Origin of the sequence: Staphylococcus aureus (assembly GCF_001027105.1) — a bacterium.
GTDB lineage: Bacteria > Bacillota > Bacilli > Staphylococcales > Staphylococcaceae > Staphylococcus > Staphylococcus aureus.
The window spans coordinates 2,577,520-2,602,002 of the sequence record NZ_CP011526.1; the positions used below are offsets into that span (position 1 = coordinate 2,577,520).

General features: G+C 34.0%; 25 protein-coding genes. 8 read left to right on the plus strand and 17 right to left on the minus strand.

What is annotated here, in order from left to right:
• Positions 1-130 precede the first annotated feature (130 nt).
• A complete protein-coding gene (locus AA076_RS13145) occupies positions 131-730 on the minus strand; it encodes a sugar O-acetyltransferase (RefSeq protein ID WP_000136500.1) in 600 nt (199 codons plus the stop codon).
• A 238-nt stretch (positions 731-968) separates the two neighbouring features.
• Between AA076_RS13145 and cwrA the strand changes: the two genes are divergently transcribed.
• The 3 genes from cwrA to copZ all read left to right on the plus strand — a co-directional run bounded on the left by cwrA (position 969) and on the right by copZ (position 4,294).
• Positions 969-1,160 carry a cell wall inhibition responsive protein CwrA gene (gene cwrA / locus AA076_RS13150; protein ID WP_001221404.1) on the plus strand — a complete coding sequence of 64 codons (192 nt, stop codon included), beginning with the start codon at positions 969-971 and terminating at the stop codon, positions 1,158-1,160.
• A 239-nt stretch (positions 1,161-1,399) separates the two neighbouring features.
• Positions 1,400-3,808: a heavy metal translocating P-type ATPase gene (locus AA076_RS13155; RefSeq protein ID WP_000024127.1), complete on the plus strand. Its 2,409-nt coding sequence runs from the start codon at positions 1,400-1,402 to the stop codon at positions 3,806-3,808.
• Positions 3,809-4,087: 279 nt separating this feature from the next.
• Positions 4,088-4,294, plus strand: coding sequence for a copper chaperone CopZ (gene copZ, locus AA076_RS13160; protein ID WP_000076661.1), 207 nt, complete (start codon positions 4,088-4,090; stop codon positions 4,292-4,294).
• Positions 4,295-4,383: 89 nt separating this feature from the next.
• On the opposite strand, the gene AA076_RS13165 is transcribed toward copZ, so the two are convergent.
• From AA076_RS13165 to AA076_RS15745, 13 genes are all read right to left on the minus strand, one after another.
• A complete protein-coding gene (locus tag AA076_RS13165) occupies positions 4,384-5,382 on the minus strand; it encodes a D-lactate dehydrogenase (RefSeq protein WP_000161358.1) in 999 nt (332 codons plus the stop codon).
• 22 nt (positions 5,383-5,404) lie between these two features.
• Positions 5,405-6,559, minus strand: coding sequence for an aminotransferase class I/II-fold pyridoxal phosphate-dependent enzyme (locus AA076_RS13170; RefSeq protein ID WP_000625059.1), 1,155 nt, complete (start codon positions 6,557-6,559; stop codon positions 5,405-5,407).
• Positions 6,560-6,985: 426 nt separating this feature from the next.
• Positions 6,986-8,494, minus strand: coding sequence for a phytoene desaturase family protein (locus tag AA076_RS13175; RefSeq protein ID WP_000686168.1), 1,509 nt, complete (start codon positions 8,492-8,494; stop codon positions 6,986-6,988).
• A gap of 11 nt (positions 8,495-8,505) precedes the next feature.
• Entirely contained in the window at positions 8,506-9,369 is an 864-nt protein-coding gene (gene crtM / locus AA076_RS13180; RefSeq protein ID WP_000178307.1) for a 4,4'-diapophytoene synthase CrtM, read from the minus strand.
• 36 nt (positions 9,370-9,405) lie between these two features.
• Positions 9,406-10,533 carry a 4,4'-diaponeurosporenoate glycosyltransferase gene (crtQ, locus tag AA076_RS13185; protein WP_000871731.1) on the minus strand — a complete coding sequence of 376 codons (1,128 nt, stop codon included), beginning with the start codon at positions 10,531-10,533 and terminating at the stop codon, positions 9,406-9,408.
• A gap of 5 nt (positions 10,534-10,538) precedes the next feature.
• Complete coding sequence (locus AA076_RS13190) at positions 10,539-12,032, minus strand: phytoene desaturase family protein (RefSeq protein WP_000160456.1); 1,494 nt, start codon at positions 12,030-12,032, stop codon at positions 10,539-10,541.
• Positions 12,025-12,513, minus strand: a complete 489-nt coding sequence (gene crtO, locus AA076_RS13195) for a glycosyl-4,4'-diaponeurosporenoate acyltransferase (RefSeq protein WP_001795496.1) — start codon at positions 12,511-12,513, stop codon at positions 12,025-12,027. The genes AA076_RS13190 and crtO overlap by 8 nt, the downstream gene beginning before the upstream one ends.
• A 174-nt stretch (positions 12,514-12,687) precedes the next feature.
• The gene (locus AA076_RS13200) at positions 12,688-13,455 is read right to left on the minus strand and encodes a CHAP domain-containing protein (protein WP_000725225.1); all 768 of its coding nucleotides are present in this window, start codon (positions 13,453-13,455) and stop codon (positions 12,688-12,690) included.
• Between the two features lie 360 nt (positions 13,456-13,815).
• A complete protein-coding gene (locus AA076_RS13205) occupies positions 13,816-15,627 on the minus strand; it encodes an acyltransferase family protein (RefSeq protein ID WP_000379821.1) in 1,812 nt (603 codons plus the stop codon).
• Between the two features lie 511 nt (positions 15,628-16,138).
• The gene (locus AA076_RS13210) at positions 16,139-16,627 is read right to left on the minus strand and encodes a GNAT family N-acetyltransferase (protein ID WP_000996735.1); all 489 of its coding nucleotides are present in this window, start codon (positions 16,625-16,627) and stop codon (positions 16,139-16,141) included.
• Between the two features lie 275 nt (positions 16,628-16,902).
• Positions 16,903-17,604, minus strand: coding sequence for a lytic transglycosylase IsaA (gene isaA / locus AA076_RS13215; protein ID WP_000751267.1), 702 nt, complete (start codon positions 17,602-17,604; stop codon positions 16,903-16,905).
• 607 nt (positions 17,605-18,211) lie between these two features.
• Positions 18,212-19,267, minus strand: coding sequence for a PTS sugar transporter subunit IIC (locus AA076_RS13220; RefSeq protein WP_000200684.1), 1,056 nt, complete (start codon positions 19,265-19,267; stop codon positions 18,212-18,214).
• Positions 19,268-19,393: 126 nt separating this feature from the next.
• Complete coding sequence (locus AA076_RS15745; protein WP_223223613.1) at positions 19,394-19,492, minus strand: hypothetical protein; 99 nt, start codon at positions 19,490-19,492, stop codon at positions 19,394-19,396.
• A 184-nt stretch (positions 19,493-19,676) separates the two neighbouring features.
• Between AA076_RS15745 and AA076_RS13235 the strand changes: the two genes are divergently transcribed.
• The 3 genes from AA076_RS13235 to AA076_RS13245 all read left to right on the plus strand — a co-directional run bounded on the left by AA076_RS13235 (position 19,677) and on the right by AA076_RS13245 (position 21,394).
• On the plus strand, positions 19,677-20,246 hold the full coding sequence (locus AA076_RS13235; RefSeq protein ID WP_001789900.1) for a TetR/AcrR family transcriptional regulator: 570 nt from the start codon (positions 19,677-19,679) through the stop codon (positions 20,244-20,246).
• A gap of 197 nt (positions 20,247-20,443) precedes the next feature.
• Positions 20,444-20,944 (plus strand): hypothetical protein, encoded by a 501-nt coding sequence (locus tag AA076_RS15750; RefSeq protein WP_001795157.1) that lies wholly within the window; start codon positions 20,444-20,446, stop codon positions 20,942-20,944.
• A gap of 219 nt (positions 20,945-21,163) precedes the next feature.
• Positions 21,164-21,394 carry a DUF896 domain-containing protein gene (locus tag AA076_RS13245; protein WP_000697134.1) on the plus strand — a complete coding sequence of 77 codons (231 nt, stop codon included), beginning with the start codon at positions 21,164-21,166 and terminating at the stop codon, positions 21,392-21,394.
• A gap of 149 nt (positions 21,395-21,543) precedes the next feature.
• Here the strand turns inward: AA076_RS13245 and AA076_RS13250 are convergent, their stop codons facing one another.
• From AA076_RS13250 to AA076_RS13260, 3 genes are read right to left on the minus strand one after another with little or no spacing between them, the layout of a single operon-like run.
• The gene (locus AA076_RS13250) at positions 21,544-21,921 is read right to left on the minus strand and encodes a VOC family protein (protein WP_000616227.1); all 378 of its coding nucleotides are present in this window, start codon (positions 21,919-21,921) and stop codon (positions 21,544-21,546) included.
• Between the two features lie 16 nt (positions 21,922-21,937).
• Positions 21,938-22,759 carry an NmrA/HSCARG family protein gene (locus AA076_RS13255; protein WP_000651837.1) on the minus strand — a complete coding sequence of 274 codons (822 nt, stop codon included), beginning with the start codon at positions 22,757-22,759 and terminating at the stop codon, positions 21,938-21,940.
• Positions 22,760-22,778: 19 nt separating this feature from the next.
• Positions 22,779-23,078 carry a DUF2316 family protein gene (locus AA076_RS13260; RefSeq protein ID WP_000055846.1) on the minus strand — a complete coding sequence of 100 codons (300 nt, stop codon included), beginning with the start codon at positions 23,076-23,078 and terminating at the stop codon, positions 22,779-22,781.
• A 130-nt stretch (positions 23,079-23,208) separates the two neighbouring features.
• On the opposite strand from AA076_RS13260, the gene AA076_RS13265 reads away from it, so the two are divergent.
• A complete protein-coding gene (locus AA076_RS13265; RefSeq protein WP_001224188.1) occupies positions 23,209-23,766 on the plus strand; it encodes a TetR/AcrR family transcriptional regulator in 558 nt (185 codons plus the stop codon).
• Positions 23,759-24,463: an SDR family NAD(P)-dependent oxidoreductase gene (locus tag AA076_RS13270; RefSeq protein ID WP_000161829.1), complete on the plus strand. Its 705-nt coding sequence runs from the start codon at positions 23,759-23,761 to the stop codon at positions 24,461-24,463. Before AA076_RS13265 ends, AA076_RS13270 begins: the two co-directional genes overlap by 8 nt.
• Positions 24,464-24,483 lie beyond the last annotated feature (20 nt).

Sequence of the window (24,483 nt, forward strand, 5' to 3'; positions counted from 1 at the left end):
ATCATTTAAACTCATTTTACTATGATTAAGGTTAGTTTTGCAATCGCTTTCATTTTTATGTTTTATCACTTATTCTCAAGTATTTTGAAATTGATTGGTTACTTTTTAAAATTTATATGGGTCGCAACTGCTACTTTATCGTTTCGTCATTTAATGTTTCGGATGGTAGGTCATTATCAATTTTACGAACGACTTTACAAGGGTTTCCAACCGCTAAGCTGTGTGGCGGAATATCTTTAGTGACAACACTACCAGCACCAATCACACTGCCTTCTCCAATCGTCACCCCTGGTAACACGGCTACATGACCGCCAAACCAAGTATTACTGCCAATATGAATGGGTCCGGCTTTTTCAAAACCTTCATTTCTATGATGGAAATTAAGTGGATGTGTCGCTGTGTAGAATCCACAATTAGGTCCTATAAAAACATTATCGCCAATTGTAATCTGTCCACCATCCATAAAGTAACAATTGGTGTTTACATAGACATTTTTTCCTAGTTTAACGTTCCAACCATAATCTGTATCAAAAGGAATCGAAATACTTACATTGTCTGTTGTTGTTTGAAATAATTGATCAATTAATTCCTTTCTTTTATTTGTAGCACTCGGTCTTGTATGATTTAATTCAAAGCAAATATCTTTCGCTCGTGCACGTTCATTGATTAAGTATTGATCAAAGTTTGCATCGTACCATTTTTCTGCTAACATTTTTTCTTTTTCAGTCATTACACCTTTCAACTCCTAATAACTTATTTACTTGTTTAAAAGTTAATCAAATAAACCTTCGCCTATGCAACTAATACGCTATAACATTATGAAATCATGACCTTATCACCCTTATCTATACAATTCTCGCATCAAATACTGCTAAAGTAGTAGATAAATTCAATACTACAGACGCATTCATTTTTTAATCTATTAACGTACAATGTGAGTAAGAGAAATATAAAGGAGTATGATAGCGATGAGAATATTAATTACAGGCACAGTTGCTATCTTAATCATTCTAGGTTTGGTCAAAACGATACAAGATTACGAAATGACAAACGACACGAGTCGTCAGTTGTCAGACAACAAAGATGATGATAAAGTCATCCATCTTAATAATTTTAAAAATTTACATGCGAAAGAATTTAACCCATCTGATTTCTTTTAAGTCACCTAAGAATTGCAAATCCAGAAGTCATTTAAGTTTTACCTTTCATTCATACATCCTTTAATATTAATTACGACTTCTTTTATATAGATGCTAAGTAGAGAGATTGTTGTGCAATGTTTGCACGGCAATCTCTCTTTTTCTTTTTAAAATTGGTAAAAGTAAAACGCAACGATTGACTTATATACCTATAGGGGGTACATTAGACGTGTAACAATGAATCACAGGGAGGCAATAATGTGGCTAATACGAAAAAAACAACATTAGATATCACTGGTATGACTTGTGCCGCATGTTCAAATCGTATCGAAAAGAAACTGAATAAACTTGATGACGTTAATGCCCAAGTGAATTTAACTACAGAGAAAGCAACTGTTGAGTATAACCCTGATCAACATGATGTCCAAGAATTTATTAATACGATTCAACATTTAGGTTACGGTGTCGCTGTAGAAACTGTCGAATTAGACATTACAGGTATGACTTGTGCTGCATGCTCAAGCCGTATTGAAAAAGTGTTAAATAAAATGGACGGCGTTCAAAATGCAACGGTCAATTTAACAACAGAGCAAGCTAAAGTTGACTATTATCCTGAAGAAACAGATGCTGATAAACTTGTCACTCGCATTCAAAAATTAGGTTATGACGCGTCTATTAAAGATAACAATAAAGATCAAACGTCACGCAAAGCTGAAGCGCTACAACATAAATTGATTAAGCTTATCATATCAGCAGTATTATCTTTACCACTATTAATGTTAATGTTTGTACATCTTTTCAATATGCATATACCAGCACTATTTACGAATCCATGGTTCCAATTTATTTTAGCTACACCTGTACAATTTATTATTGGATGGCAATTTTATGTAGGTGCTTATAAAAACTTAAGAAATGGTGGCGCCAATATGGATGTACTTGTTGCTGTTGGTACAAGTGCAGCATATTTTTACAGTATTTATGAAATGGTTCGTTGGCTAAATGGCTCAACAACGCAACCGCATTTATACTTTGAAACAAGCGCCGTACTAATTACCTTAATCTTATTCGGTAAGTATTTAGAAGCTAGAGCGAAGTCTCAAACAACCAATGCGCTTGGCGAATTATTAAGTTTACAAGCTAAAGAAGCACGCATTTTAAAAGATGGTAATGAAGTGATGATTCCTCTAAATGAAGTACATGTTGGAGATACACTTATCGTTAAACCAGGTGAAAAGATACCTGTTGATGGCAAAATTATTAAAGGTATGACTGCCATCGACGAATCTATGTTAACAGGTGAATCTATCCCTGTTGAGAAGAATGTTGATGATACTGTAATTGGTTCAACGATGAACAAAAACGGTACTATTACTATGACAGCAACAAAAGTTGGCGGGGACACTGCGTTGGCAAATATTATTAAAGTTGTCGAAGAAGCTCAAAGTTCTAAAGCGCCGATTCAACGATTGGCAGATATTATTTCTGGTTATTTCGTTCCTATCGTTGTTGGTATCGCACTATTAACATTTATCGTGTGGATTACTTTAGTTACACCAGGTACATTTGAACCTGCACTTGTTGCGAGTATTTCCGTTCTCGTCATTGCTTGTCCATGCGCATTGGGACTTGCTACACCAACTTCTATTATGGTAGGTACTGGTCGCGCTGCTGAAAATGGTATTTTATTTAAAGGTGGCGAGTTTGTTGAACGCACACATCAAATTGATACCATCGTTTTAGATAAGACGGGTACCATTACAAATGGTCGTCCAGTCGTGACAGATTATCATGGTGACAATCAAACGCTACAACTACTTGCTACTGCTGAAAAAGATTCTGAACACCCATTGGCAGAAGCCATTGTCAATTATGCAAAAGAAAAGCAATTAATATTAACTGAGACAACAACATTTAAAGCAGTACCTGGCCATGGTATTGAAGCAACGATTGATCATCACCATATATTGGTTGGTAACCGTAAATTAATGGCTGACAATGATATTAGCTTGCCTAAGCATATTTCTGATGATTTAACACATTATGAACGAGATGGTAAAACTGCTATGCTCATTGCTGTTAATTATTCATTAACTGGTATCATCGCAGTGGCAGATACTGTCAAAGATCATGCCAAAGATGCTATAAAACAATTGCATGATATGGGCATTGAAGTTGCCATGTTAACTGGCGATAATAAAAACACTGCTCAAGCCATTGCAAAACAAGTAGGCATAGATACTGTTATTGCAGATATTTTACCAGAAGAAAAAGCTGCACAAATTGCGAAACTACAGCAACAAGGTAAGAAGGTTGCGATGGTTGGTGACGGTGTAAATGATGCACCTGCATTAGTTAAAGCTGATATCGGTATCGCCATTGGTACAGGTACAGAAGTTGCCATTGAAGCAGCTGATATTACTATTCTTGGTGGCGACTTGATGCTTATTCCTAAAGCCATTTATGCAAGTAAAGCAACCATTCGTAATATTCGTCAAAATCTATTTTGGGCATTCGGCTATAATATTGCCGGTATCCCTATAGCTGCATTGGGCTTACTTGCGCCATGGGTTGCTGGTGCTGCAATGGCACTAAGTTCAGTAAGTGTTGTCACAAACGCACTTAGATTGAAAAAGATGCGATTAGAACCACGCCGTAAAGATGCCTAGATTCCTTAATAATGAAGGATTCGTTGGTGATTCTGAGATAGGCTAGTGATTGGCTCTATAATGTCGCGGTTTACAGTTGGATCTTCGCTCCAACTGCATATATAGTTACACTTTTCGCTTGGCGAATTAGTGTATCTTACCTAATAGCTCCGCCTATTAGGTTCCATCATTATTATAAATAATAAGTACACTACGGTTTACAGTTGGATCTTCGCTCCAACTGCATAAGAGCCACTAATTATTATAAATAATAAGTGGCTCTAAAAGGAGGTGAATGCTATGTCACAAGAAATTTTAAATGTTGAAGGTATGAGCTGTGGTCACTGCAAAAGTGCTGTTGAATCTGCATTAAATAATATTGACGGTGTCACTTCAGCTGACGTTAACCTTGAAAATGGTCAAGTAAGTGTTCAATATGATGACAGTAAAGTTGCTGTATCTCAAATGAAAGACGCAATTGAAGATCAAGGTTACGATGTCGTTTAATTAGGCAATATTCAACGTCATCAACACCAAATTAAAAAATCGAACTGATGAGAATCCCAACAATCCAAATTATCTCATCAGTTCGATTTTTAATTTACTCGTAACCTAGTATCTCCAGTCTGCAATACATCTAATGTTGCATCTAATGCATCGACAATTAGATTTTTAACTGCAGCTTCAGTATAAAACGCAATATGTGGTGTTAATATGACATCTTCCCTGTCAATCAACGATTCTAACAATGGATCGTTCAGTGTTTTGCCCCTTTGATCACTTGGGAAAAGTTTGCGTTCAAATTCATACGTATCAAGTGCTGCACCTTTAATCACACCATTGTCTAATGCGTCTAATAACGCCTTAGTATCTACTAAAGAACCTCTCGCACAATTGACAAATACTGCGCCCTTTTTAAAATGTTTAAATAATTCAGCATTAAATAGATAATGATTATATTTCGTTGCAGGTACATGTAATGTCACGATATCAGCACCTTCAACCGCTTCCTCAATCGTATCTTTGTAATCGACATACGTTGCAATTTTAGCATTAGGAAACGGGTCGTATGCGACCACATCACTTTGATAACCATTGGCAAATATATCGGCTACTACACGGCCAATTCGACCTGTACCAATAACAGCTACTTTTAAATCTTTAATGGATTTCGATAAAATAGTAGGTTCCCATCTAAAATCATGCTCCCGCACTTTCGTTTGAATTTGATTAAAATGACGAACCACATTAATAGCCTGGTTCACAGCAAACTCCGCAATTGAATTCGGAGAGTATGACGGCACATTTGACACAATAAAGTTATACTTGTTTGCTAACTCCAAATCATATGTATCAAATCCAGCACTACGTTGTGCGATTTGTTTAATACCTAGTTCATTTAATCGTTTATAAACATGCTCTGATAATGGTATTTGTTGTGATAGCGATAAGCCATCATAACCAGCGACACCTTCAACATTGTCATCAGTTAATGCTTCTTTAGTAATATCTACCTCAACATGATGTTTCTCTGCCCACGCCTTGATATAAGGCATATCTTCATCACGTACACTCATGATTTTAATTTTTGTCATTTTAACATCACCCTTAACTTTATTATTCATATAAATATGCTAGTTCTGTTAATCTTATTGCAGCTTCGTCTAATTTCTGGTCATCTAACGCCAATGAAATTCTCACATAACGATTACCATTCTCTCCAAATGGTTTCCCTGGAGCAACAAGTATTGACTTCTCTTGCACTAAAAATTGCTCAAATTGCTCGCTGTCATAACCAGGCGGTGTTTCCAACCATACATATATGCCACCTTTAGCATGAACAAATGGCAAATCAGCTTTTGCAAGCATGGCTTCGAATCGGTCACGACGTGTTTTAAATACATTGCTTTGTTCTTCTAAAAAATCATCATAATGATTCAAAGCATATATTGCGGCATCTTGTAATGCACCAAACATCCCAGCATTTGTGTGCGTTTGGTACTTTTTCAAAGCTTGAATCATATCTTTATTACCAACTGCAAAACCGACTCTAAAACCTGACATGTTATAACCTTTAGACAAGGAATAAATTTCAATCGCAACATCTTTCCCATTTTCCGAAGCAAGTATACTAGGATTTTTAGCGTCGAAACCGAAAGCACCATAAGCAAAATCATGCACGATTTTAGTGTCTGTACCTTTAAATTTAGCTATCGCTTCATCAAAAACTTCTTTCGTAGCTGTCGATCCAGTTGGATTATTTGGATACGTTAAATAAATGAGTTTTGTTTTATCTATTATTTGTGAATCAACTTTGGACCAATCTGGCAAATAATGTGGCGGTTCTAAATTAAGCGGGACTGGCTTGCCATCAGCTAAAAGTACACCTGCTAAATAATCCGTGTAGCCTGGATCAGGTAGTAATACATAGTCTCCTGGATTGATAACACATGTTGGTACTGCCACTAATCCATTTTTTGTACCATATAAAATGCATACTTCATCTTCTTTATCTAACGTCACATTATATTGTCTTTGATAAAAATCTACAATAGCTTGCTTGAACGCTTCTTTACCATGAAAAGCACCATATTTTTGATTTTCAGGAATAGTTAGTGCTTTTTGAAAATGATCAATAATACCTTGTGGCGTGGGCCCATCAGGGATTCCAACTGCCATATTAATTAATGGCAATGGTCCATGTTCGATTTTACGTCCCATCGTTTTCCCGAAATAACTATCAGGGATATTTGCTAATTTGTTAGAGATCATCAAATTCCTCCTCTATCATTAAACATAGCCTGGGCGACTATCATAATCCTAACAACTTGTATCACTCTCATTTAGATGGTTACAATGACATCGCCATTCACCGTTATGTTCAACAGAACTTATGACACACGTTGTATTGAATGAATTTATTTTCATTTTAGGTAGGTATAATATTATTGTCAATATTAGGAATTTTCAGATTAATATGCACTCAATCGTTATGATTTAACTGTCATGCATATCCGCATGCGCAACCAGTTAGATATGCTTATATAAAGTATAACGCCCATCAAGGTACGTATTCAAACGTGAACCTTAACAGGCGTCATTCATTGTTAAATAAAACTTCTTAAGCACATACTTATTTCACTATGCCTTTTACGTTCCCCTTATACTTTTCTCACATCTTTCTCTTAGACTACTCCCTTATACGCCCCGCTCAATATCTTTAATCATTTCATCTACAGTTATTTTCGCACTCGTTAAGACAATAGGAACGCCTGCACCTGGATGCGTACTTGCACCTGCAAAATATAAATCTTTATAATCTCGCGATACATTTTGTGGACGATAATAATTACTTTGCGCTAAAGTTGGCATTAAACCGAATGCCGAACCAAATTTCGCATGATACGTTTGCTCAAAATCATTTGGCGTAAAGATTGTTTCTGAAACAATATGCGATTTTATATCTTCAAATACTTCAATCGTTGCTAATTTACGATAAATAATTTCCTTTATTTGTTGCGTCAAAGCTTCATCTGACCAATCGATTCCGCTACCTGTTTTAAGTTCCGGCGTCGGCATTAGCACATAAATACCAGTTTTGCCTTCTGGCGCAAGTGATTTATCAGCGACCGCTGGTACATACACATAAATAGAAGGATCATATGATAAACGTCCCTCAAATATTTCTTCAATATTGCCTCTAAAGTCATCTGAAAAAATAACATTATGAAGTCTCACTTGATCTGTCACATCAATATCTATACCGATATACATTAAAAATGCTGAACAAGAGTAATCTAAGTCTGCAATTTTATGTGGTGGATACTTTTTAATAGGTGCAAAATCTGGCATTAATGATTCCGCAACACTAGGGAAATCAGCCGTACATAAAATTTTATCAAATTTTCTTATGTCACCATTCACTTTTATCGCATCGGCCCGTTTGAATTTAGGATCAATAATAATTTGCTCAATTTCAGCATTTAGTTCAATATTAACGCCTAAGTCTTTATTTAATTGCGCTAGCCCTTGAGCCATGCCATACATACCGCCTTTAATAAAATGCACACCAAACATCATTTCAATCATAGGAATAATTGAATATAGTGACGGGCCTCGTTTTGGATCAATTCCTATGTATAACGTTTGAAACGCTAAAAGCTTTTGTATCTTTTCGTTATCAATATAATGTTCAATTAGCTGATCTGCATGATTTAACGTTTTTAACTTAGCACCTTGCACAAGTGACGTCATATTATAAAAGTCACTCGGTTTGCGATACGTTCTTTCTAAGAAATAGCGACGTGCAATTTCATATTTTTTATAAACATCCGTTAAAAAGGACATAAAACCATGCGTTGAACCAGGTTCTATACTTTCTAGCATTTGCTGTAATTCAGCTAAATCTGTAGGCACCGTTATACGATCATCGTGGTCAAAATACACATCGTAAATATAACGTAATTGTCTCAATTCAATATAATCTTCATAATTTTTACCACACGCTGTAAAAACATCTTTATAAACATCTGGCATCATGACAATTGTGGGACCCATATCAAATGTAAAGCCGTCTTTCTTTAATTGATTCATACGCCCGCCTACATTATTATTTTTTTCAAATATCGTCACTTCATGACCTTGAGAAGCAATACGGGCTGCCGCTGCTAATCCTGTGACACCTGCACCAATTACTGCAATCTTCATTATTCAACCACCTATATTCTATGATATTTACTATTTATTTCATGAAACAACTTTGCCTTTTTCCTCTTATCCACAAAAACACGTTCATGTAATGTATAGTTAGCCTGTCTCACTTCGTCCAGTATTTCAATATATATACGTGCTGCTAATTCTATGATTGGTTGTGCTTCAATACTAAATACTTTGATTTGATCCATAACATCTTGAAAATCTTTTTCTGCGATAGCTGCATAATATTCCCATAAGTCAATATAATGATTATTAACACCATTTTGGTACACTTCAGCAATATCAACTTCATATTGCTTTAATCGTTGCTTACTAAAATATATCCGTTCATTGTCAAAATCTTCACCGACATCTCTTAATATATTAATCAATTGCAACGATTCACCAAGTCTTCTTGCGACATCGTATGTCTGATGTGTTTCATGATCACTTAAAATCGGCGTCAATACTTCACCTACTGTACCAGCAACACCATAACAATATCCGAATAATTCAGCGTCCGTTTCAAACATTGTAAAATGTTGATCTTTATATACAGTATCAATGAGATTATAAAAAGATTGAAAGGCGATATTTTTATGTTGTGCAACATGCTGAAGCGCCATCATGATTCTACGATCACTTTGAAAGTGATGATGTTCATATGGGTATTTTTCAATAGATTGTATATCTTCTTTTATTTGATTTAAAAATTGAATATCGCCATAAACATCTATACTGTCATCAATTTTACGACACACAGCATAAATTGCCCAAACCGCTTTTCTTTGATCTTCTGGTAACAAGTCAAAAGCGTAAGAAAAGCTTTTTGAATGTTTCTTCATGATTTTATGACAATATTTAAAATTCATATCCATCATTGTCATACTAGTCCTCCTATATTGAAATGCCATTACCTTGATTTATTGTTCTTTAGATATAGAATATTGACGACCTTTCCATTCAACTACACCATAACGATGCGTTTGTTTCCAAGATTGGATGAAAATTTTAGTAAAAAACATAAATAACAATGGATGACATACCATTAATAAATTAGAAAATTGGCCGACCCTTCGATGCAGATAAATAAATTGTGTAGTATAGCTCAAGTAAAGTGCTACCATTTTTCTTACAGACATTTGGCGATATTTTAAACTAAGACATAGCCCTAAAATACTCGCTATAGAACCAAACAACCACAACACAATTGCTGTCATGATCTTAGGCTTTGTGCCACCTGCCCCAGTTGACAAATGCTTTGTCCATCCTTCTTGTAATGACTGAAATCCTTCTTGATACATGCGAAATGCAACAAATGGAAACCCTTCATAAACTGTTACGGGCAATGATTGTGAAGTATATGCACTTCCTAAAGCAAATCCTTCAATAATATGACGGTTTGCACTTTTATGACCTCCAGTTGCATAATAATCTTCTTTATTTGTTAATGTCACCGGTCCAAATGCATGCTGGTTAGTCCGACCGTCGTCTAAGGTAGAAAATACATTCATACCAACGACTGTCATTAAATTAAATATCGCTGAAAACCCTTCGTAGAAACGCTTTGTTATATGATAAGGCTGTACGCTTAACAATCCTTTTTCACCTTGTAATTGATACTGATTAATCAACGTTTCAACAGCATCTTTCCTTAAGAAAGTTACATCAGCATCTACAAAGGCAATGCGATTCGTACATGCATGCGTCACACCTTGATAACAAGCATGTGATTTCCCATACCATTTGCCGTCAGTATCATCAACAACATCTACTACAGTCGCACCATATGAACGTGCTACACGTGCTGTTTCATCTGTCGATCCGTCATTCATAACAATGACATCTACTGGAACTTGCTGTTGTATTATCGAATGTAGTAAATGACCTATTCTTTTTTCTTCGTTTCTAGCCGGAATAATAATTGTTAATGCTTTATGATTGAAGTTCAGCGTTTTCGCCTTTAGCTGATGTCTACGATTAAATATCAATGCACCACACGCCATAGACATGGTCACTATTACTGTTAATATTCGTGATAACCATTTCATAGATATCACTTCCTATTCTTCGCTTCTCGCGCGTTTATTTTGTCTGCGACTTGTTGCCCACTTAATGTAACCATTGGCATGCCACCACCAGGATTTACTGATCCACCTACAAAGTACAAGTTTTCAAAATACTGACTTTCTTTAGGAAATTTAAATCCTTTGTTTTTCTTTTTATCTGCTACAACACCATATATTGCACCACGATTAGAACGATAATTTTTTTCAATATCCTCCGGTGTCCAAACATCTTCATAAATAATGTGTTTTCTTAAATCAGTAAGTCCCATTTTTTCTAATTTATCCAAAATTTTATCCCTAAACTTCGCATAATCTTCAGTGGTAAAAGGCTGATCTTGAATATATGGAATATGTGGTAAGACTTTGATATTTTCATAACCTACTGGCGCTTGTGTGTGATCAGTTTTATTCGTATTTACTAGATAAATGGTCGGATCATCTGGCAATACCTTTTCATGAAAAACTTGTTGATAATTGAGATAAGCATTTTCCGTAAAAAAGAAATTATGATGTGCTAATTGCGGGTATTGGCAAGCAACACCTAAATGCATCACATATCCTGAGCTTGCCGGCTCAAATTCCCTCTCTAATTTGTTTAATCGTTGAGTATCAAGGTGAATTAAATATTTATAAGTAGGTATGACTTCCATATTTGAAATAATATAATCTGCCTTTACAAACTCACCTGTATCTAATCTGACACCCGTCACACGTCTTTGATATGTTTTAATATTGTCCACACGTGCACCTGTATGAATTGTGACACCTTCTTCACGCGCTAGCTTTTCCAAGGCATTGGCTAAATGATGGATTCCACCTTCTACATACCAAAGGCCTTGCTCTTGTTGCATATGGAATAACATAGATAATACAGCTGGCGCATCGTATGATGAAGAACCTACATATTTGATAAAATAGCCTAACATTTGTCGCAAGTATGGATTCGAGATACGCTTGTCTATGGCCTGTTGCATAGTATGTACATAATCATAATTAATAAGAGCATTTAATGGCCCATGAAATTTAATAATTTGAGATAGTGTATCTAAACCATAGTTGAAATACCCTTTTTCAGTAATACGATCGATTCGTCTTGTATAATTCAAATAATTTTGCAGTTCCTCTATATCCTGTTTCGACAATATCGCATTATGCTGACCTGTTTCTTTAATACCTTCATACAAATCGATAGTCGTTCCATCTGGAAAAAAGCTACGCCATTGATGTGGCAATCGCTTGATTGTAACGTAGTCTGACATTTGCTTCTTGCTATATTCGAATAATTTTTCAAAAATATAAGGCATCGTTAAAATAGATGGACCTAAATCAAAGCCAAAGCCATCTGATTCATGACGATTCACTTTGCCTCCTATATGATTATTTTGTTCATATAATGAGACCGAATAGCCACTTTGTGCCATTCGAATTGCTGCAGAAATCCCACCTAAGCCACCACCAATAACGATGATATGTTTAGTCATGACGTTCACCTCTTCGTTTTAATATGCGTAGTAACTGCGTTAATCTCGGTCGATTATAGCGTTGCACAATAATGATTGGAACATTAGCTATCATTGCATAGAAAATATTTATATACTTTACTAAACGAGGGCCTTTATTGAATATGATGACTGGAAGTATCGATATCCAATGAATCAACTCTGCCCTCTTTGTCTCTATAATCATTTTTTCAATTTCATCAGTATTGATTGTCATTAAATGACGCTGATCATATATATTTTGATTAAGCTGATGACCATCTAAAATCTTATGTTTCCATTTTCTTACGTAAAACCATTTGTTCCAAAATTTTCCATGCTTCTCAAAGTTAAATGATTTAAATATTATGTACTTCTGACGAAAATACTTATCAGGAATTCTTGTACCTAAATTTGCTATATTTAGTTGAACAATTAACCAATACATACTACAAAAAAATGCTGTTTTAATATATTTTTTCATGGTTTTCATCTAAATTGAATCACTCTCAATCATACTGACATAGTATAAATTATCACTTTATTACTTAGTTCCCTAAAGATCAGTGAATAAACCGCTCTCATTTATATTTATATAAAACAAAAACGCCAATACTCTCATGTTAGAGAATATTGACGTCATTTGATTTACATTTGATTAATGAATGAAATTATATGAACCTGCTTGGTTTGCTGAAATTGTACGAGACGTAACCACACCAGCACCATGTCCATAGTTCATTTCTGAAACACGAACAGAACCGTTGCTGTTAACGCCTTCAACGTAAGCAACATGACCGTAATAGCCTTGTGTTGTTTGCATGATAGCACCAACTTTTGGTGTATTGTTCACTGTATAGCCAGATGATGCAGCTGCGTTAGCCCAATTACTTGCGTTACCCCATGTTGAACCAATTTTCCCACCAACACGATCAAATACATAATAAGTACATTGTCCTGAAGTATATAAGTTACTTCCTGATGCATAACCATTAGAAATTGAACGACCATTTGAAGATGGCGCTGCAGTTGTAGTCACATGAACATTATTACTTGTTGTGCTATAACTTGCACCTGAACCACCAGTATAATAGTTATTTGTTGCTGTTTGACTATTGTTTGTATAGTTATTGTATTGATATGAATGATTATAGTAGTTATTGTAAGATGCATTGTTATAACTATAAGTATTGTAGTTGTTGTAGTAGTATGTGTTGTTTTGCGTTAATTGACTTGGATTCCAATTTCCTGTCCAAGTGTAATGATAATTACCTTGTGCATCAATTGTATACGTATAGCTGTATGATTGAGCGTCATTAGAATTATATCCATTGTTATTTTGTTCTGCGGCTTGTGCATCATGTCCTGCAAATGCGATAGTGGCAAGTCCTGCTGTAGCGATTGTAGCTGTAACGATTTTTTTCATAATTAAATATCCTCCCAATAATCAAAACACTCTATACATATAGTCATTAGCGACTCAATTATTTTAAATTTTATATTTTTTATTTTTTTAGTATGCAAACAATTATAACTTTTATAGTTTTGCGACAAAACAAACTATAACAGAGATTAGGTGTCTTGCGGGCTTTGTTATCATAATGTAATCTGTTCCTAATAAAGCTTCATTGAATGTAATATACCAATTAGAATGTTTACAACACTTTTTCTGCACCGTTACTATGGGATTTGAAAATAAAAAAGCACTAAACTTTTAATGAAATACATCATTTTTGATAATAAATATCAGAAGTAATGTAATATTTCAAAAGTTTAGTGCATCAAATTATTTCTTATTTGTAGCATGTGTTTCCATCGTTTTTACAATCAAATCAGTCAGCGCTTTACTACCTGCATATTCTAAGTGAATACCGTCATATGCAAAGTATTCCGGATGACCTGCAGAAGCTTTATACCAATCGACTAGATGTACATTAGAGCGCTTTTCAGCTGCCTCATAAATTAATTTATTTATTCTACCTTCATAATCTCTAGGTACTCTAATAGAAACTAAATATATGTCTGCTTTTCCAAAACTATCCAATAGTTCATTTAATTGATCTTTCGTAAATGCCCCATTTGTACCAAGCTCTACTACAACTTTTTGACCTTTTTTAGCATAGTCTTTATATTGCGATTTCACAATTGGTGTAGCATCAACGAGTTGCCGTCCAACTTTACCATCAATTTGTGCATTTGGTATTTTCTTAGTAAAGACATTACCAATATCCACCATGACCGAGTCACCAATTAATAGTGGTGATGACTTTTTAATATCCTCTTTGCTATTCGCTGTCTGCTTATCCTCTTGCTTATCTTTTTTAACGACTTTTTTCTTCGTTGTTTTAAATTCCGTCTTCTTCTCTTTCTTCTCGGCTTCATGTTGTTTGCCAAGTGCATCAAACTGTCCACTGAGCACAACGATAGACGGAACCAATAATAGGATAACTAACACTGTTCTAGCAAATTGCCCCTTCTTTTTAGGTAAAAATGCAAAAGCTTTAAATCCTTTTTTACGTATAGGTGTTTCAATAAAGCGATACGAAATTTCAGCCATTAACGCTGTTAACAAAATTTCTATAATATAAACGTATACCGGTATTTGTCCTTGTACGTAATAACTGTTCACAAAAACAATGATAGGATAATGCCATAAGTATAAGCTATATGATCGTTTACCTATAATTAGTAAAGGTTTCATACTTAAAAATTTAGCAAATAAACTAGAAGGATGTACCGCAATTGCAATAATGAATAAAGTTGCAAATGATATAATGTAAAATCCTCCATTATAGATCCATTGATCTTGGTCTCCAACTATAAAGAACAAAGTCATTAGAACCGCAAAACCAGATATCCCTATAATATCTAATGATACGACAATCTTTTTAGAAATATCTTTTTTCAAAGCAAACGGAGGCCAAATAAATGCTAATATACAACCAAGCAATAAAGTTTGCAGTCGTGTATCTGTCCCAAAATACACACGTGAATTATCTCCAGTGATGAAATGAATCACTATCATAAGTCCTAAAGAAATCAACGATACAATAAATAGCGTTTGAATAATATTTCTCGGTTTAAATCTATGTAATAAGAACGTGATAACCAATGGGAAAAGCAAGTAAAATTGTTCTTCAATGGCTAAAGACCATAAATGTTTGAGTGGTTCAATAGCAAATTGGTTAAAATAATCTACATTCTGTGAAATGTACCACCAGTTTGAAACATAGAATATAGCTGCAATAGCATCTCGTTTCATTTGTATAATCAATTCCGGTTTAAATATCAGTGTGAACGTAAGCACGACACAGATTAAAAATAACACTGCCGGAATGAGTCGTTTCAATCGTCGCTTCCAAAACTCTAGCAAATCGATTTTTTGCGTCCGATAATACTCACTTATCAACAAACTTGTTATTAAATAACCTGAAATAACGAAGAATGTATCTACTCCTAAAAAGCCCCCACTTAACCATTGTGCATTCAAGTGATAAATAATGATTCCTATAACTGCGAATGCCCTCAATCCATCTAATCCAGGTAAGTATCGCGGGGAATACATTTTTTCTAAACGTTTAAAGTCTTTTGTATCCATGTTAATAAACGCCCCATTTATTTTTCTCTATTTTGTAGCATATCACAATATTTTTGAAAATAAAATATTGCACTGATTTTCATTAATTGATTTAACCCTTAATTAAGATAGTTTTAAATTTTTTATTAAGTAGAAAACAATTATTACAGTTGATTTCATTACTGCAAACCACATATAAATTTGTCGATTTTACTACATAACATAGATTATCATAGATTCTTGAATTTTTAGCAAAATAACTGTTATTTTCATTATATTTTTACAAAAAAAGGTTCGTTTTATATTTTATGCATCTTACTGTAACAGAATCATTAAGATATGCTATTCGAATATACTTTTTCAAAATTTATATAATGAATAAATTAACATGTATTGAAAAAAAAGCGAAATGCAGCCTATCCTCTAATGTAAACCAAACGATATATCTCGTCAGACTTTATATTTAAACGCTATGTGTCACTTTTAAAATGAATATTACTAAGATTGTCATATCAATTATTATTGCATCGAATTAATCTTTTAAATTTCTGTAATAAAACCTATTATCTACATCTAATTTAGGAAAACTACTTGGTAAATCTCCTCGCTTAATTTCACGGAAGTCATTATTAGAATAAAAATACTGTGCACTAATAAATTTATCAATTGTTCCTAAATAAATACCATCGATATTTTGTTCTTTACATGTCATTATAACTTTATCTAAAAGTTTTTTACCTATTTTTAAATTCCTATAACCTTTATCAACAAACATTTTTTTAAGTGCAGACATATTATTATCTAGTCTAATCAAACCTATAGTACCAACAATATTTTGATGATTGTTTATTGCAAGCCAAAATTGCCCTCCATTATTCAAATAGTTATGTTCGATGTTCTCCAAATCAGGTTGATCATCTCTATCAATTTTTATATTAAATTCATTTTTTTGAATCGATAAAATAAACTCGATTAGCTCTTCCTTATAAGACCTATTATATTCAATTATGTTTATAGCCATTTTTATCTCCTTTTTCATTTAATTTAATTATAAAATGTGCGTTTAGTTTGTATCTAGTGTACTCAGTACAGCCTCAAATGAAGTTTCATTCCACTTGGCACTTAATAAAGACAAGTATTTTAGCAGTAATACAATAAAGTCCAATAAATTTCCCTAACTTCAATATCCACTTTTTAAAAAATGTATTTTTAATTAATAAAAAAACTCTCCCCAATTTCTATGGGAAGAGCTATATATTTAATGTCTAAACATTACTTTTATTTATTATGAAGGAATTAGAATCCCCAAGCACCTAAACCTTGTGCTTTGTATGCTTTAACAGCTGCGTTGATTTGTTGGTCAACAGTGTTTGTTGGACCCCAACCTGGCATAGTTTGGAATAAACCTGAAGCACCTGATGGGTTGTAAGCATTTACTTGACCATTTGATTCACGAGCGATGATTGCAGCCCATGTAGAAGCTGAAACACCAGTACGTTGAGCCATGATTTGAGCTGCTGATGAACCAGTAGCACCTGCAGTATTACCATTGCTTAATCTCACTGAACTTGAAGTAGTTGAAGTGCTGTAGTTATGGTAAGTTGGAGCTGAAACAGCTTCAACGTTTGAGTTACTTGATTGTGCATTGTAGCTTACTGATTGTACATTTGAACCTTGGTTGTATGAAGTAGTGTAGTCTGCACCTGCAACGTTTGAGAAACCAGCAGTTTGACCATTAGCTGCTTCATAGCTCCATGACCATGTAGTACCATTTGAAGTGAAGTTATATTGGAAACCATCTTTTACAAAGTGGATGTCATATGCACCATCTTTGATTGGAGCTGCATTTAATTGATCTTGGTGATTATGCGCTAAGTCAACTAAGTGTGCTTGATCAACGTTTACTTCAGCAGCGTGTGCTTGATGTCCTGTACCTGCTGCGTAACCTGTTACACCTAATGCCACTGCTAATGATGATGCCATAATTGTCTTTTTCATAGTAAAAAATCCTCCAGTAATAATTGTAAGTTTATGTTTTTAGTAATTATATTTTGAATTTGAATGTCGTAGTGCAAGTTTAAATTGTCTTTTATTTCTTTCAACGGTACTCACTATATCACAAAAAACCAGCCAGTAAATTACACTTTCTTTACAAAACATTACAATATCAAGTGTTATTTGTAATGTTGAAATATGGCTGTTTTATACTGTAATGTGAAATATGTGCCCTTTAGAATCCAATCAACCCTTGAAATAGTCTTTAACACATAAGATTTTTACTATATTTAGCTCAACTATTACAGCTTTCGTAATATTACAGATTGTATTTTTGTTACATAGCTGTAATATATCTGACATGTAACTTCTCTTATTTTCGTACATTAAACGCAATTAAAAAGCAATCAACAAATATGTTTCTACACATGTATTGATTGCTATTATTGTTGTATATTCAAAGTTTTAAAACACACATCTTTTGTGAATTGTCTTATCTTTTATTAGCGCAAATAAACTGCAGCTCAATTATATTGTTCAACTTCATTCTCGCAATTCACAATAACATTAAATAATTTTTGGTCTCATATTTTCAAAAAACATACTGTTATTATCCCATGAATTTAAAAATATCATTAGTATATAAACGAAACACTTTACGATAAATGATATCTGCAAGCCAAGCTGTTACAAATGGTACAACAAAGAACGCTACTACAATTAGTAAGACACTCAACCAAGCAGAATCAACCTCCATAAATTTAAATGCATTAATCGGTCCTACCATTCCTATAAAACCAAATCCAGCTGACTCTTTCGTTCCATGAATACCTACTAATGCTGATACCAAACCTGATACAATGGCTGTCGTTAATATTGGTAACATAAGAATTGGATATTTCACCATATTAGGTATCATCATTTTAACGCCTCCAAAGAAGACGGATAACGGCACCCCTAAACGATTCACTTTACTTGTACCAATTATCAATACTGCTTCAGTCGCGGAGATACCAATTGACGCTGATCCAGCTGCTAAACCTGTAATACCTATCGCAAAGGCAATGGCCACAGTTGATAGTGGCGAAATAATAATAAGACTAAATACCATTGAAATCAAAATACTCATGACAATCGGTTGTAATTCTGTAAAACCATTAACCATATTACCGATGGCTGTTGTAATCATTTTCGTATACGGCAATATTAAAACACCAATTGCACCTGAAATACCGCCAACAACTGTTGGGAATACAATCAATGCCATACTACCTACGCGATGTTGAATAAGTAAAATGAATAACACTGCAATCGCTGCTGTAATCATTGTATTAATTAAATCACCAATACCCGTAATCATCCAAGCACCATTTTTAAACTGCGCTGCACCGCTTCCTACATATGCTGCACTTGCCACAACAGCAATTGCTAATGGCGATAGGTCAAATTTCATGGCAACCAATGCACCAATCAAAGCAGGTACTGTAAATTGAATTGCAACGACAACGCCTAATAACGTTTTAAAAATCGGATGATAATCCATAAAGTATTTAAAAATTTCTCCAAGTATCGCATTAGGAACTAAACCCGCAACAATACCTATGGCGACACCTGATAAAACTCTAAATATAAAATCTTTGGGTGTAATTGTTTTAATTGATGTCATAATATCATCCTTCCATTTATGTATATACATCTGTATGCAAATAATAAAGAGCCTTAAGTTATAAGCTGCCACTAGCTTAAATTCTAAGATGTGCATGCCGATGTTGTTATATTTAGGCTAGCAGTATCATCTATAACTCAAGACTATGAAAAATAGTATATCACAAAATTCTGAATTTTTAGATAAATAAATTGGCAATTTTTCAAACATATTGTTACAATACACTTTTATTTTATCTTCATTTTTAAAATCCATTAATACAATAGAAGAAAGACATTCAAATGCTTACCAAAAAGGTACATTATTTGTTAGGAGCGTATCAGCACTTACATATCATCAACACAATTGACAATATAATAGAAGATACTGATAATAAGTGTTAAAACAACAGATGTTAGGTAGTGAACAAATGATGGAAAGTAAATCCATAGATCCAAGAATCGTTAGAACCAAACAATTGCTTGTCGATGCTTTTCTTAAAATTTCTAGAGAAAAGAAATTATCTCAAATTACAGTTAAAGATATCACTGATATTGCTACGCTAAATCGTGCAACATTTTACGCTCATTTCACTGATAAAGAAGACCTCCTAGACTACACATTATCTGTAACCATTTTAAAAGACTTGAATGATAATTTGAGCATTTCTAATGTCATTAATGAAAAGGTTCTGCGTAATATTTTCATTTCAATTGCGAGTTATATCAAAGATGCTGCAAAGTCTTGCGAATTAAATAGTGAAGCATTTTGCAACAAAGCACATCAACGTATTAATAATGAATTAGAAGATATTTTTGCGATTATGTTAGAAAACAGCTATCCGGAGCATCAACGAGATATCATTGTAAATAGTGCGAGTTTTTTAGCAGCTGGTATCTCAGGCTTAGCATTACATTGGTTTAACACGAGTCAAGAGACAGCCGATGTGTTTATCGATCGCAACCTTCCATTTTTAATTCATCATATAGCACATTTTTAATAAAACTTGGTATTTAGTCATGCATCTTGAAATCACTATGTGACTTAGGTTCATACTTGTACACACAATAAAATTTAACGTATTACGATTGATTAGCCGTGTCTAGGACATAAATCAACGTCCTATACTCTACAATGTCATATTAGCAGTCGTTAACTGAATGAAAATAAGCTTGTCATTAAAACATATAGATTTTAGTGACAAGCATTTTTGTTTTTGCGTACTTAAACAACACTTCAGGCAATATGTTGTTTAGGCAACAAATGATATGTGCGTGTTTATTGGCAAACGTACGACATAGTAGTATAGTATGTCTAAACAACATATGTTGCATAGTTGATATGCGTTGTTTAAATACTAAGATAGGAGGGATTGACGTGAGCGAGACAGATGAACCTCAGGGGTTTGAACGCACGCATAATATATTAAATATTAATCAGAGTAGTCTGGGTGTAGTGACATACATTACAAATAAATTAAAGTCGACGTTGAAGCAACACATAATAATTGCTCGTGGTAAAAAGCGAATCGACTATCGACTGTCGTATAACTTTTACACTACGTATTATGATAATGTAGAAATCAAGAAAATCGACTGTGAATATACCTATGCTATGCCCATTGCAATTTTAATAAGACACACGATGTCATTCGACAATGCTCATTTCTTTGCTCAGTTACGTCATCCTGTCTTATAAAACAACATTGCAGACATGTATATCAAACGACACTTCAATAACATCACTTTGCCATCGTACTACTAGTAAAATCGTGTCTCAAATCCCTTATTTTAATTCCAAAAATCTGCTGGTCAAAAGACCGAGAAACTAAAAACATTACTTAATGTGTTGATAAATTACCATATAAAAATAATCTCAAAATATATCAACACTTGATTCTAAGGAGGATATGACAATATGAAAATTTTAGATAGAATTAATGAACTTGCAAATAAAGAAAAAGTACAACCACTTACTGTAGCTGAAAAACAAGAACAACATGCATTGCGTCAAGACTACTTAAGCATGATCCGAGGACAAGTATTAACAACATTTTCCACAATAAAAGTGGTTGATCCAATCGGTCAGGATGTCACACCAGATAAAGTTTATGATCTTCGCCAACAATACGGTTATATTCAAAATTAATATTTGCTCACGAGGTATTGCACTTAAGGTGCCAACTGACCTCATAAACAAAGCCCATACTGATTGAAGACACTAATGTGTCGCACCATGGTGCACATTACGCTTCATCTCTGTATGGGCTTTTTATTTATTCTTTTGAGAATTTCATTTTAGCAGACCAAAAAATTAAAATGGTGTCCATCAAGATCTTTGAACATTGCTCCATAAAACCCTTGGCTTACTGTTGGTTCTTGAACGACTGTGCCACCCGCTTCTTTCACTTTATTCACCAACTGGTCAACTTCTTCATTTGTGTTCACACCTAGAGAAATCATCACTTCATTTGGTTCAGTATTAAGGCTTTGCTGACTTACATTTTGAAAATGCTTGTTTTCTATTAAAATTACGGTTGTTTGACCTATTTGAATGCCGACCATTTTATCTAACATTTGTGGGTTTCTATTTATTTTAAATCCTAACGCTTTATAAAACTGTGCGCTCTTTTCTAAATCTTGCACATGCAAATTAAACCACATTGATTGAATCATGATTGCACCCCATTCATTACTTATTATAGTTTTGGACTTTAAGCCAATCACTTAATGATAATCTTGTTGGATTTATTTCAGCCATTAATTCAAAGTCTACTTCATAACCTTTTTCTTCCAACCATTGCTTTTCTGCAACACCACTAACAAATTCTCCTTCTATAACAGTAGATTTACCTGTCACTTCACTAAAAATTGTTGCTGCTTCACTTAATGTAACTTCATCGGAACCAATCTCTATTGATTGATGCGTAAAGCTTTGTGGATGTGCAAAAATATACGATGCAATTTTAGCTATATCAATAGAAGAAATCATTGTGAATTTTATATTCGGATTAATAAATTCTGGTAATGTAATACGTTCATCTTCGACTTTAGCAATGCGTAAAAAATTATCCATAAAGAATGATGGTTTGATAACTGTTGCATTTATATTAGATTCCATTAATCTATTTTCTATTTTTGCTAGTACTTCAAAGTGTGGGCCAGTTCGATTTCGATTAACCCCTCCCGCAGTACTATACACAATATGTTGAATATTTTCTTGCTCAGCTATTTCAATTATCTTCATACCTTGTCTTAATTCTTCGCTAACATCATCTTTAACGATTGGCTGAATACTGTATAAGCCATACTTACCTTTCATCGCTGATTGCAAACTAACATTATCACTCAGATCACCTTCAACGATTGATAAATGCGGATGTCCTATGTCTGAAAGTTTACGATTATTCTTATTTCTAGTTAATGCACTTACATACCATCCATCCTCTAACAACTGTTTTACAACTGCATTACCTTGCTTCCCTGTTGCGCCTATTACTAAAATATCTTTCATTTTAGATCCACTCCTCTTTTTATCTTAAAAACCAATAGTCCTCTTTTTCACCTTTTAAATACGTATATGGTTCTGGTGTTTGTCCATTTCCTTTAATATTGTCGTTTATTACATCTCTGACATCCCATACTAAATGAATAAATCGTTGTAATTGATGACTAAAAATGCCTAGTGGCGCTGTCATAGCTAATACTTTTTCCACATCTTCTGTAGTGACATTCAGTTTTTCAGCAATCATTTGAACCGATAAGGTAGATGCTTCGAAATGTGCTTGCAACTCTTCAGCTGTGATGCGTCTTTGCTCTTTATTTAAAGACATTATCAACACTCTTTTCTTTTATGATATTTAATAGTTATTGCAAATTCATTGCTAACTTTCTTAACACGTTTTATAATAAACGGAGAGTTATCCGTTTGTCAATTTTAGAGAATTTTAAGTAGGTGTAATCATGCGAAAAGATGCAAAAGAGAATAGGCAACGAATTGAAGAAATAGCGCACAAACTTTTTGATGAAGAAGGCGTTGAAAACATTAGTATGAATCGTATTGCTAAAGAACTAGGTATCGGTATGGGGACATTGTATCGACATTTCAAAGATAAAAGCGATTTATGCTACTACGTCATACAAAGAGACCTTGATATTTTTATCACTCATTTTAAGCAAATTAAAGATGACTATCATTCTAATTATGAGGTTATGCAAGTGTCGTTAGATTATCTTTTACAATTTAAAATCGATAATAAGGCACTACTGCAATGTATTGAAGCAGGCAACAATAAATTACGTTTTTACCAAAGCGCATTTTATCAAGAATTATTTGATTTTTATTATGACTTATTTAAAAGCGATGACGACACTTACACGAAGTTCAAAACAGATATGCTGTTGCAATCATTATCAACTAGTGTATTTGCCTTCCAAATAGAGCATCGCCATATTTCAATTGAAGCGTACAGAAATTATTTATTAAACATTTATTTAGATGAGGTGGGACGTAATGACTAAAATTGTGTTAATCACAGGAGGCAATAAAGGGTTAGGCTATGCAAGTGCAGAGGCACTTAAAGCATTGGGTTACAAAGTTTATATAGGTTCTCGGAATGATGTAAGAGGACAACAAGCATCACAAAAATTAGGTGTTCATTATGTACAATTAGATGTTACAAGTGACTACTCAGTCAAAAATGCTTATAACATGATTGCTGAAAAAGAAGGCCGTCTTGATATCCTCATTAACAATGCAGGTATATCTGGTCAATTTTCAGCACCTTCCAAATTGACACCTCGTGACGTTGAAGAAGTATATCAAACGAATGTATTCGGTATCGTACGAATGATGAATACATTCGTCCCTCTCTTAGAAAAATCTGAACAACCTGTTGTCGTCAACGTATCAAGTGGTTTAGGTTCATTTGGAATGGTTACAAACCCCGAAACAGCTGAATCTAAAGTGAATTCATTAGCTTATTGTTCGTCTAAATCGGCAGTAACAATGCTAACGCTACAATACGCTAAAGGATTACCTAACATGCAAATCAATGCTGCTGATCCAGGCGCTACAAATACTGATTTAGTTGGTGATTTTAGTAATAATTCCAAACACGTTTCTGAAGGAATCAAGCCAATCATTCAATTAGCAACGATTGGTGCAGATGGCCCAACAGGTACATTTATTAATGGCGATGGAGAGATGCCTTGGTAGATCAATTTTATGTTACAAAC

Excerpts from the sequence above, each read along its gene's own strand:
- AA076_RS13145 (WP_000136500.1), bottom strand. The coding sequence starts at position 730 with ATGACTGAAAAAGAAAAAATGTTAGCAGAAAAATGGTACGATGCAAAC.
- cwrA (WP_001221404.1), top strand. The coding sequence starts at position 969 with ATGAGAATATTAATTACAGGCACAGTTGCTATCTTAATCATTCTAGGT.
- copZ (WP_000076661.1), top strand. The coding sequence starts at position 4,088 with ATGTCACAAGAAATTTTAAATGTTGAAGGTATGAGCTGTGGTCACTGC.
- AA076_RS13165 (WP_000161358.1), bottom strand. The coding sequence starts at position 5,382 with ATGACAAAAATTAAAATCATGAGTGTACGTGATGAAGATATGCCTTAT.
- AA076_RS13170 (WP_000625059.1), bottom strand. The coding sequence starts at position 6,559 with ATGATCTCTAACAAATTAGCAAATATCCCTGATAGTTATTTCGGGAAA.
- AA076_RS13175 (WP_000686168.1), bottom strand. The coding sequence starts at position 8,494 with ATGAAGATTGCAGTAATTGGTGCAGGTGTCACAGGATTAGCAGCGGCA.
- crtM (WP_000178307.1), bottom strand. The coding sequence starts at position 9,369 with ATGACAATGATGGATATGAATTTTAAATATTGTCATAAAATCATGAAG.
- crtQ (WP_000871731.1), bottom strand. The coding sequence starts at position 10,533 with ATGAAATGGTTATCACGAATATTAACAGTAATAGTGACCATGTCTATG.
- AA076_RS13190 (WP_000160456.1), bottom strand. The coding sequence starts at position 12,032 with ATGACTAAACATATCATCGTTATTGGTGGTGGCTTAGGTGGGATTTCT.
- crtO (WP_001795496.1), bottom strand. The coding sequence starts at position 12,513 with ATGAAAAAATATATTAAAACAGCATTTTTTTGTAGTATGTATTGGTTA.
- AA076_RS13200 (WP_000725225.1), bottom strand. The coding sequence starts at position 13,455 with ATGAAAAAAATCGTTACAGCTACAATCGCTACAGCAGGACTTGCCACT.
- AA076_RS13205 (WP_000379821.1), bottom strand. The coding sequence starts at position 15,627 with ATGGATACAAAAGACTTTAAACGTTTAGAAAAAATGTATTCCCCGCGA.
- AA076_RS13210 (WP_000996735.1), bottom strand. The coding sequence starts at position 16,627 with ATGGCTATAAACATAATTGAATATAATAGGTCTTATAAGGAAGAGCTA.
- isaA (WP_000751267.1), bottom strand. The coding sequence starts at position 17,604 with ATGAAAAAGACAATTATGGCATCATCATTAGCAGTGGCATTAGGTGTA.
- AA076_RS13220 (WP_000200684.1), bottom strand. The coding sequence starts at position 19,267 with ATGACATCAATTAAAACAATTACACCCAAAGATTTTATATTTAGAGTT.
- AA076_RS13235 (WP_001789900.1), top strand. The coding sequence starts at position 19,677 with ATGATGGAAAGTAAATCCATAGATCCAAGAATCGTTAGAACCAAACAA.
- AA076_RS13245 (WP_000697134.1), top strand. The coding sequence starts at position 21,164 with ATGAAAATTTTAGATAGAATTAATGAACTTGCAAATAAAGAAAAAGTA.
- AA076_RS13250 (WP_000616227.1), bottom strand. The coding sequence starts at position 21,921 with ATGATTCAATCAATGTGGTTTAATTTGCATGTGCAAGATTTAGAAAAG.
- AA076_RS13255 (WP_000651837.1), bottom strand. The coding sequence starts at position 22,759 with ATGAAAGATATTTTAGTAATAGGCGCAACAGGGAAGCAAGGTAATGCA.
- AA076_RS13260 (WP_000055846.1), bottom strand. The coding sequence starts at position 23,078 with ATGTCTTTAAATAAAGAGCAAAGACGCATCACAGCTGAAGAGTTGCAA.
- AA076_RS13265 (WP_001224188.1), top strand. The coding sequence starts at position 23,209 with ATGCGAAAAGATGCAAAAGAGAATAGGCAACGAATTGAAGAAATAGCG.
- AA076_RS13270 (WP_000161829.1), top strand. The coding sequence starts at position 23,759 with ATGACTAAAATTGTGTTAATCACAGGAGGCAATAAAGGGTTAGGCTAT.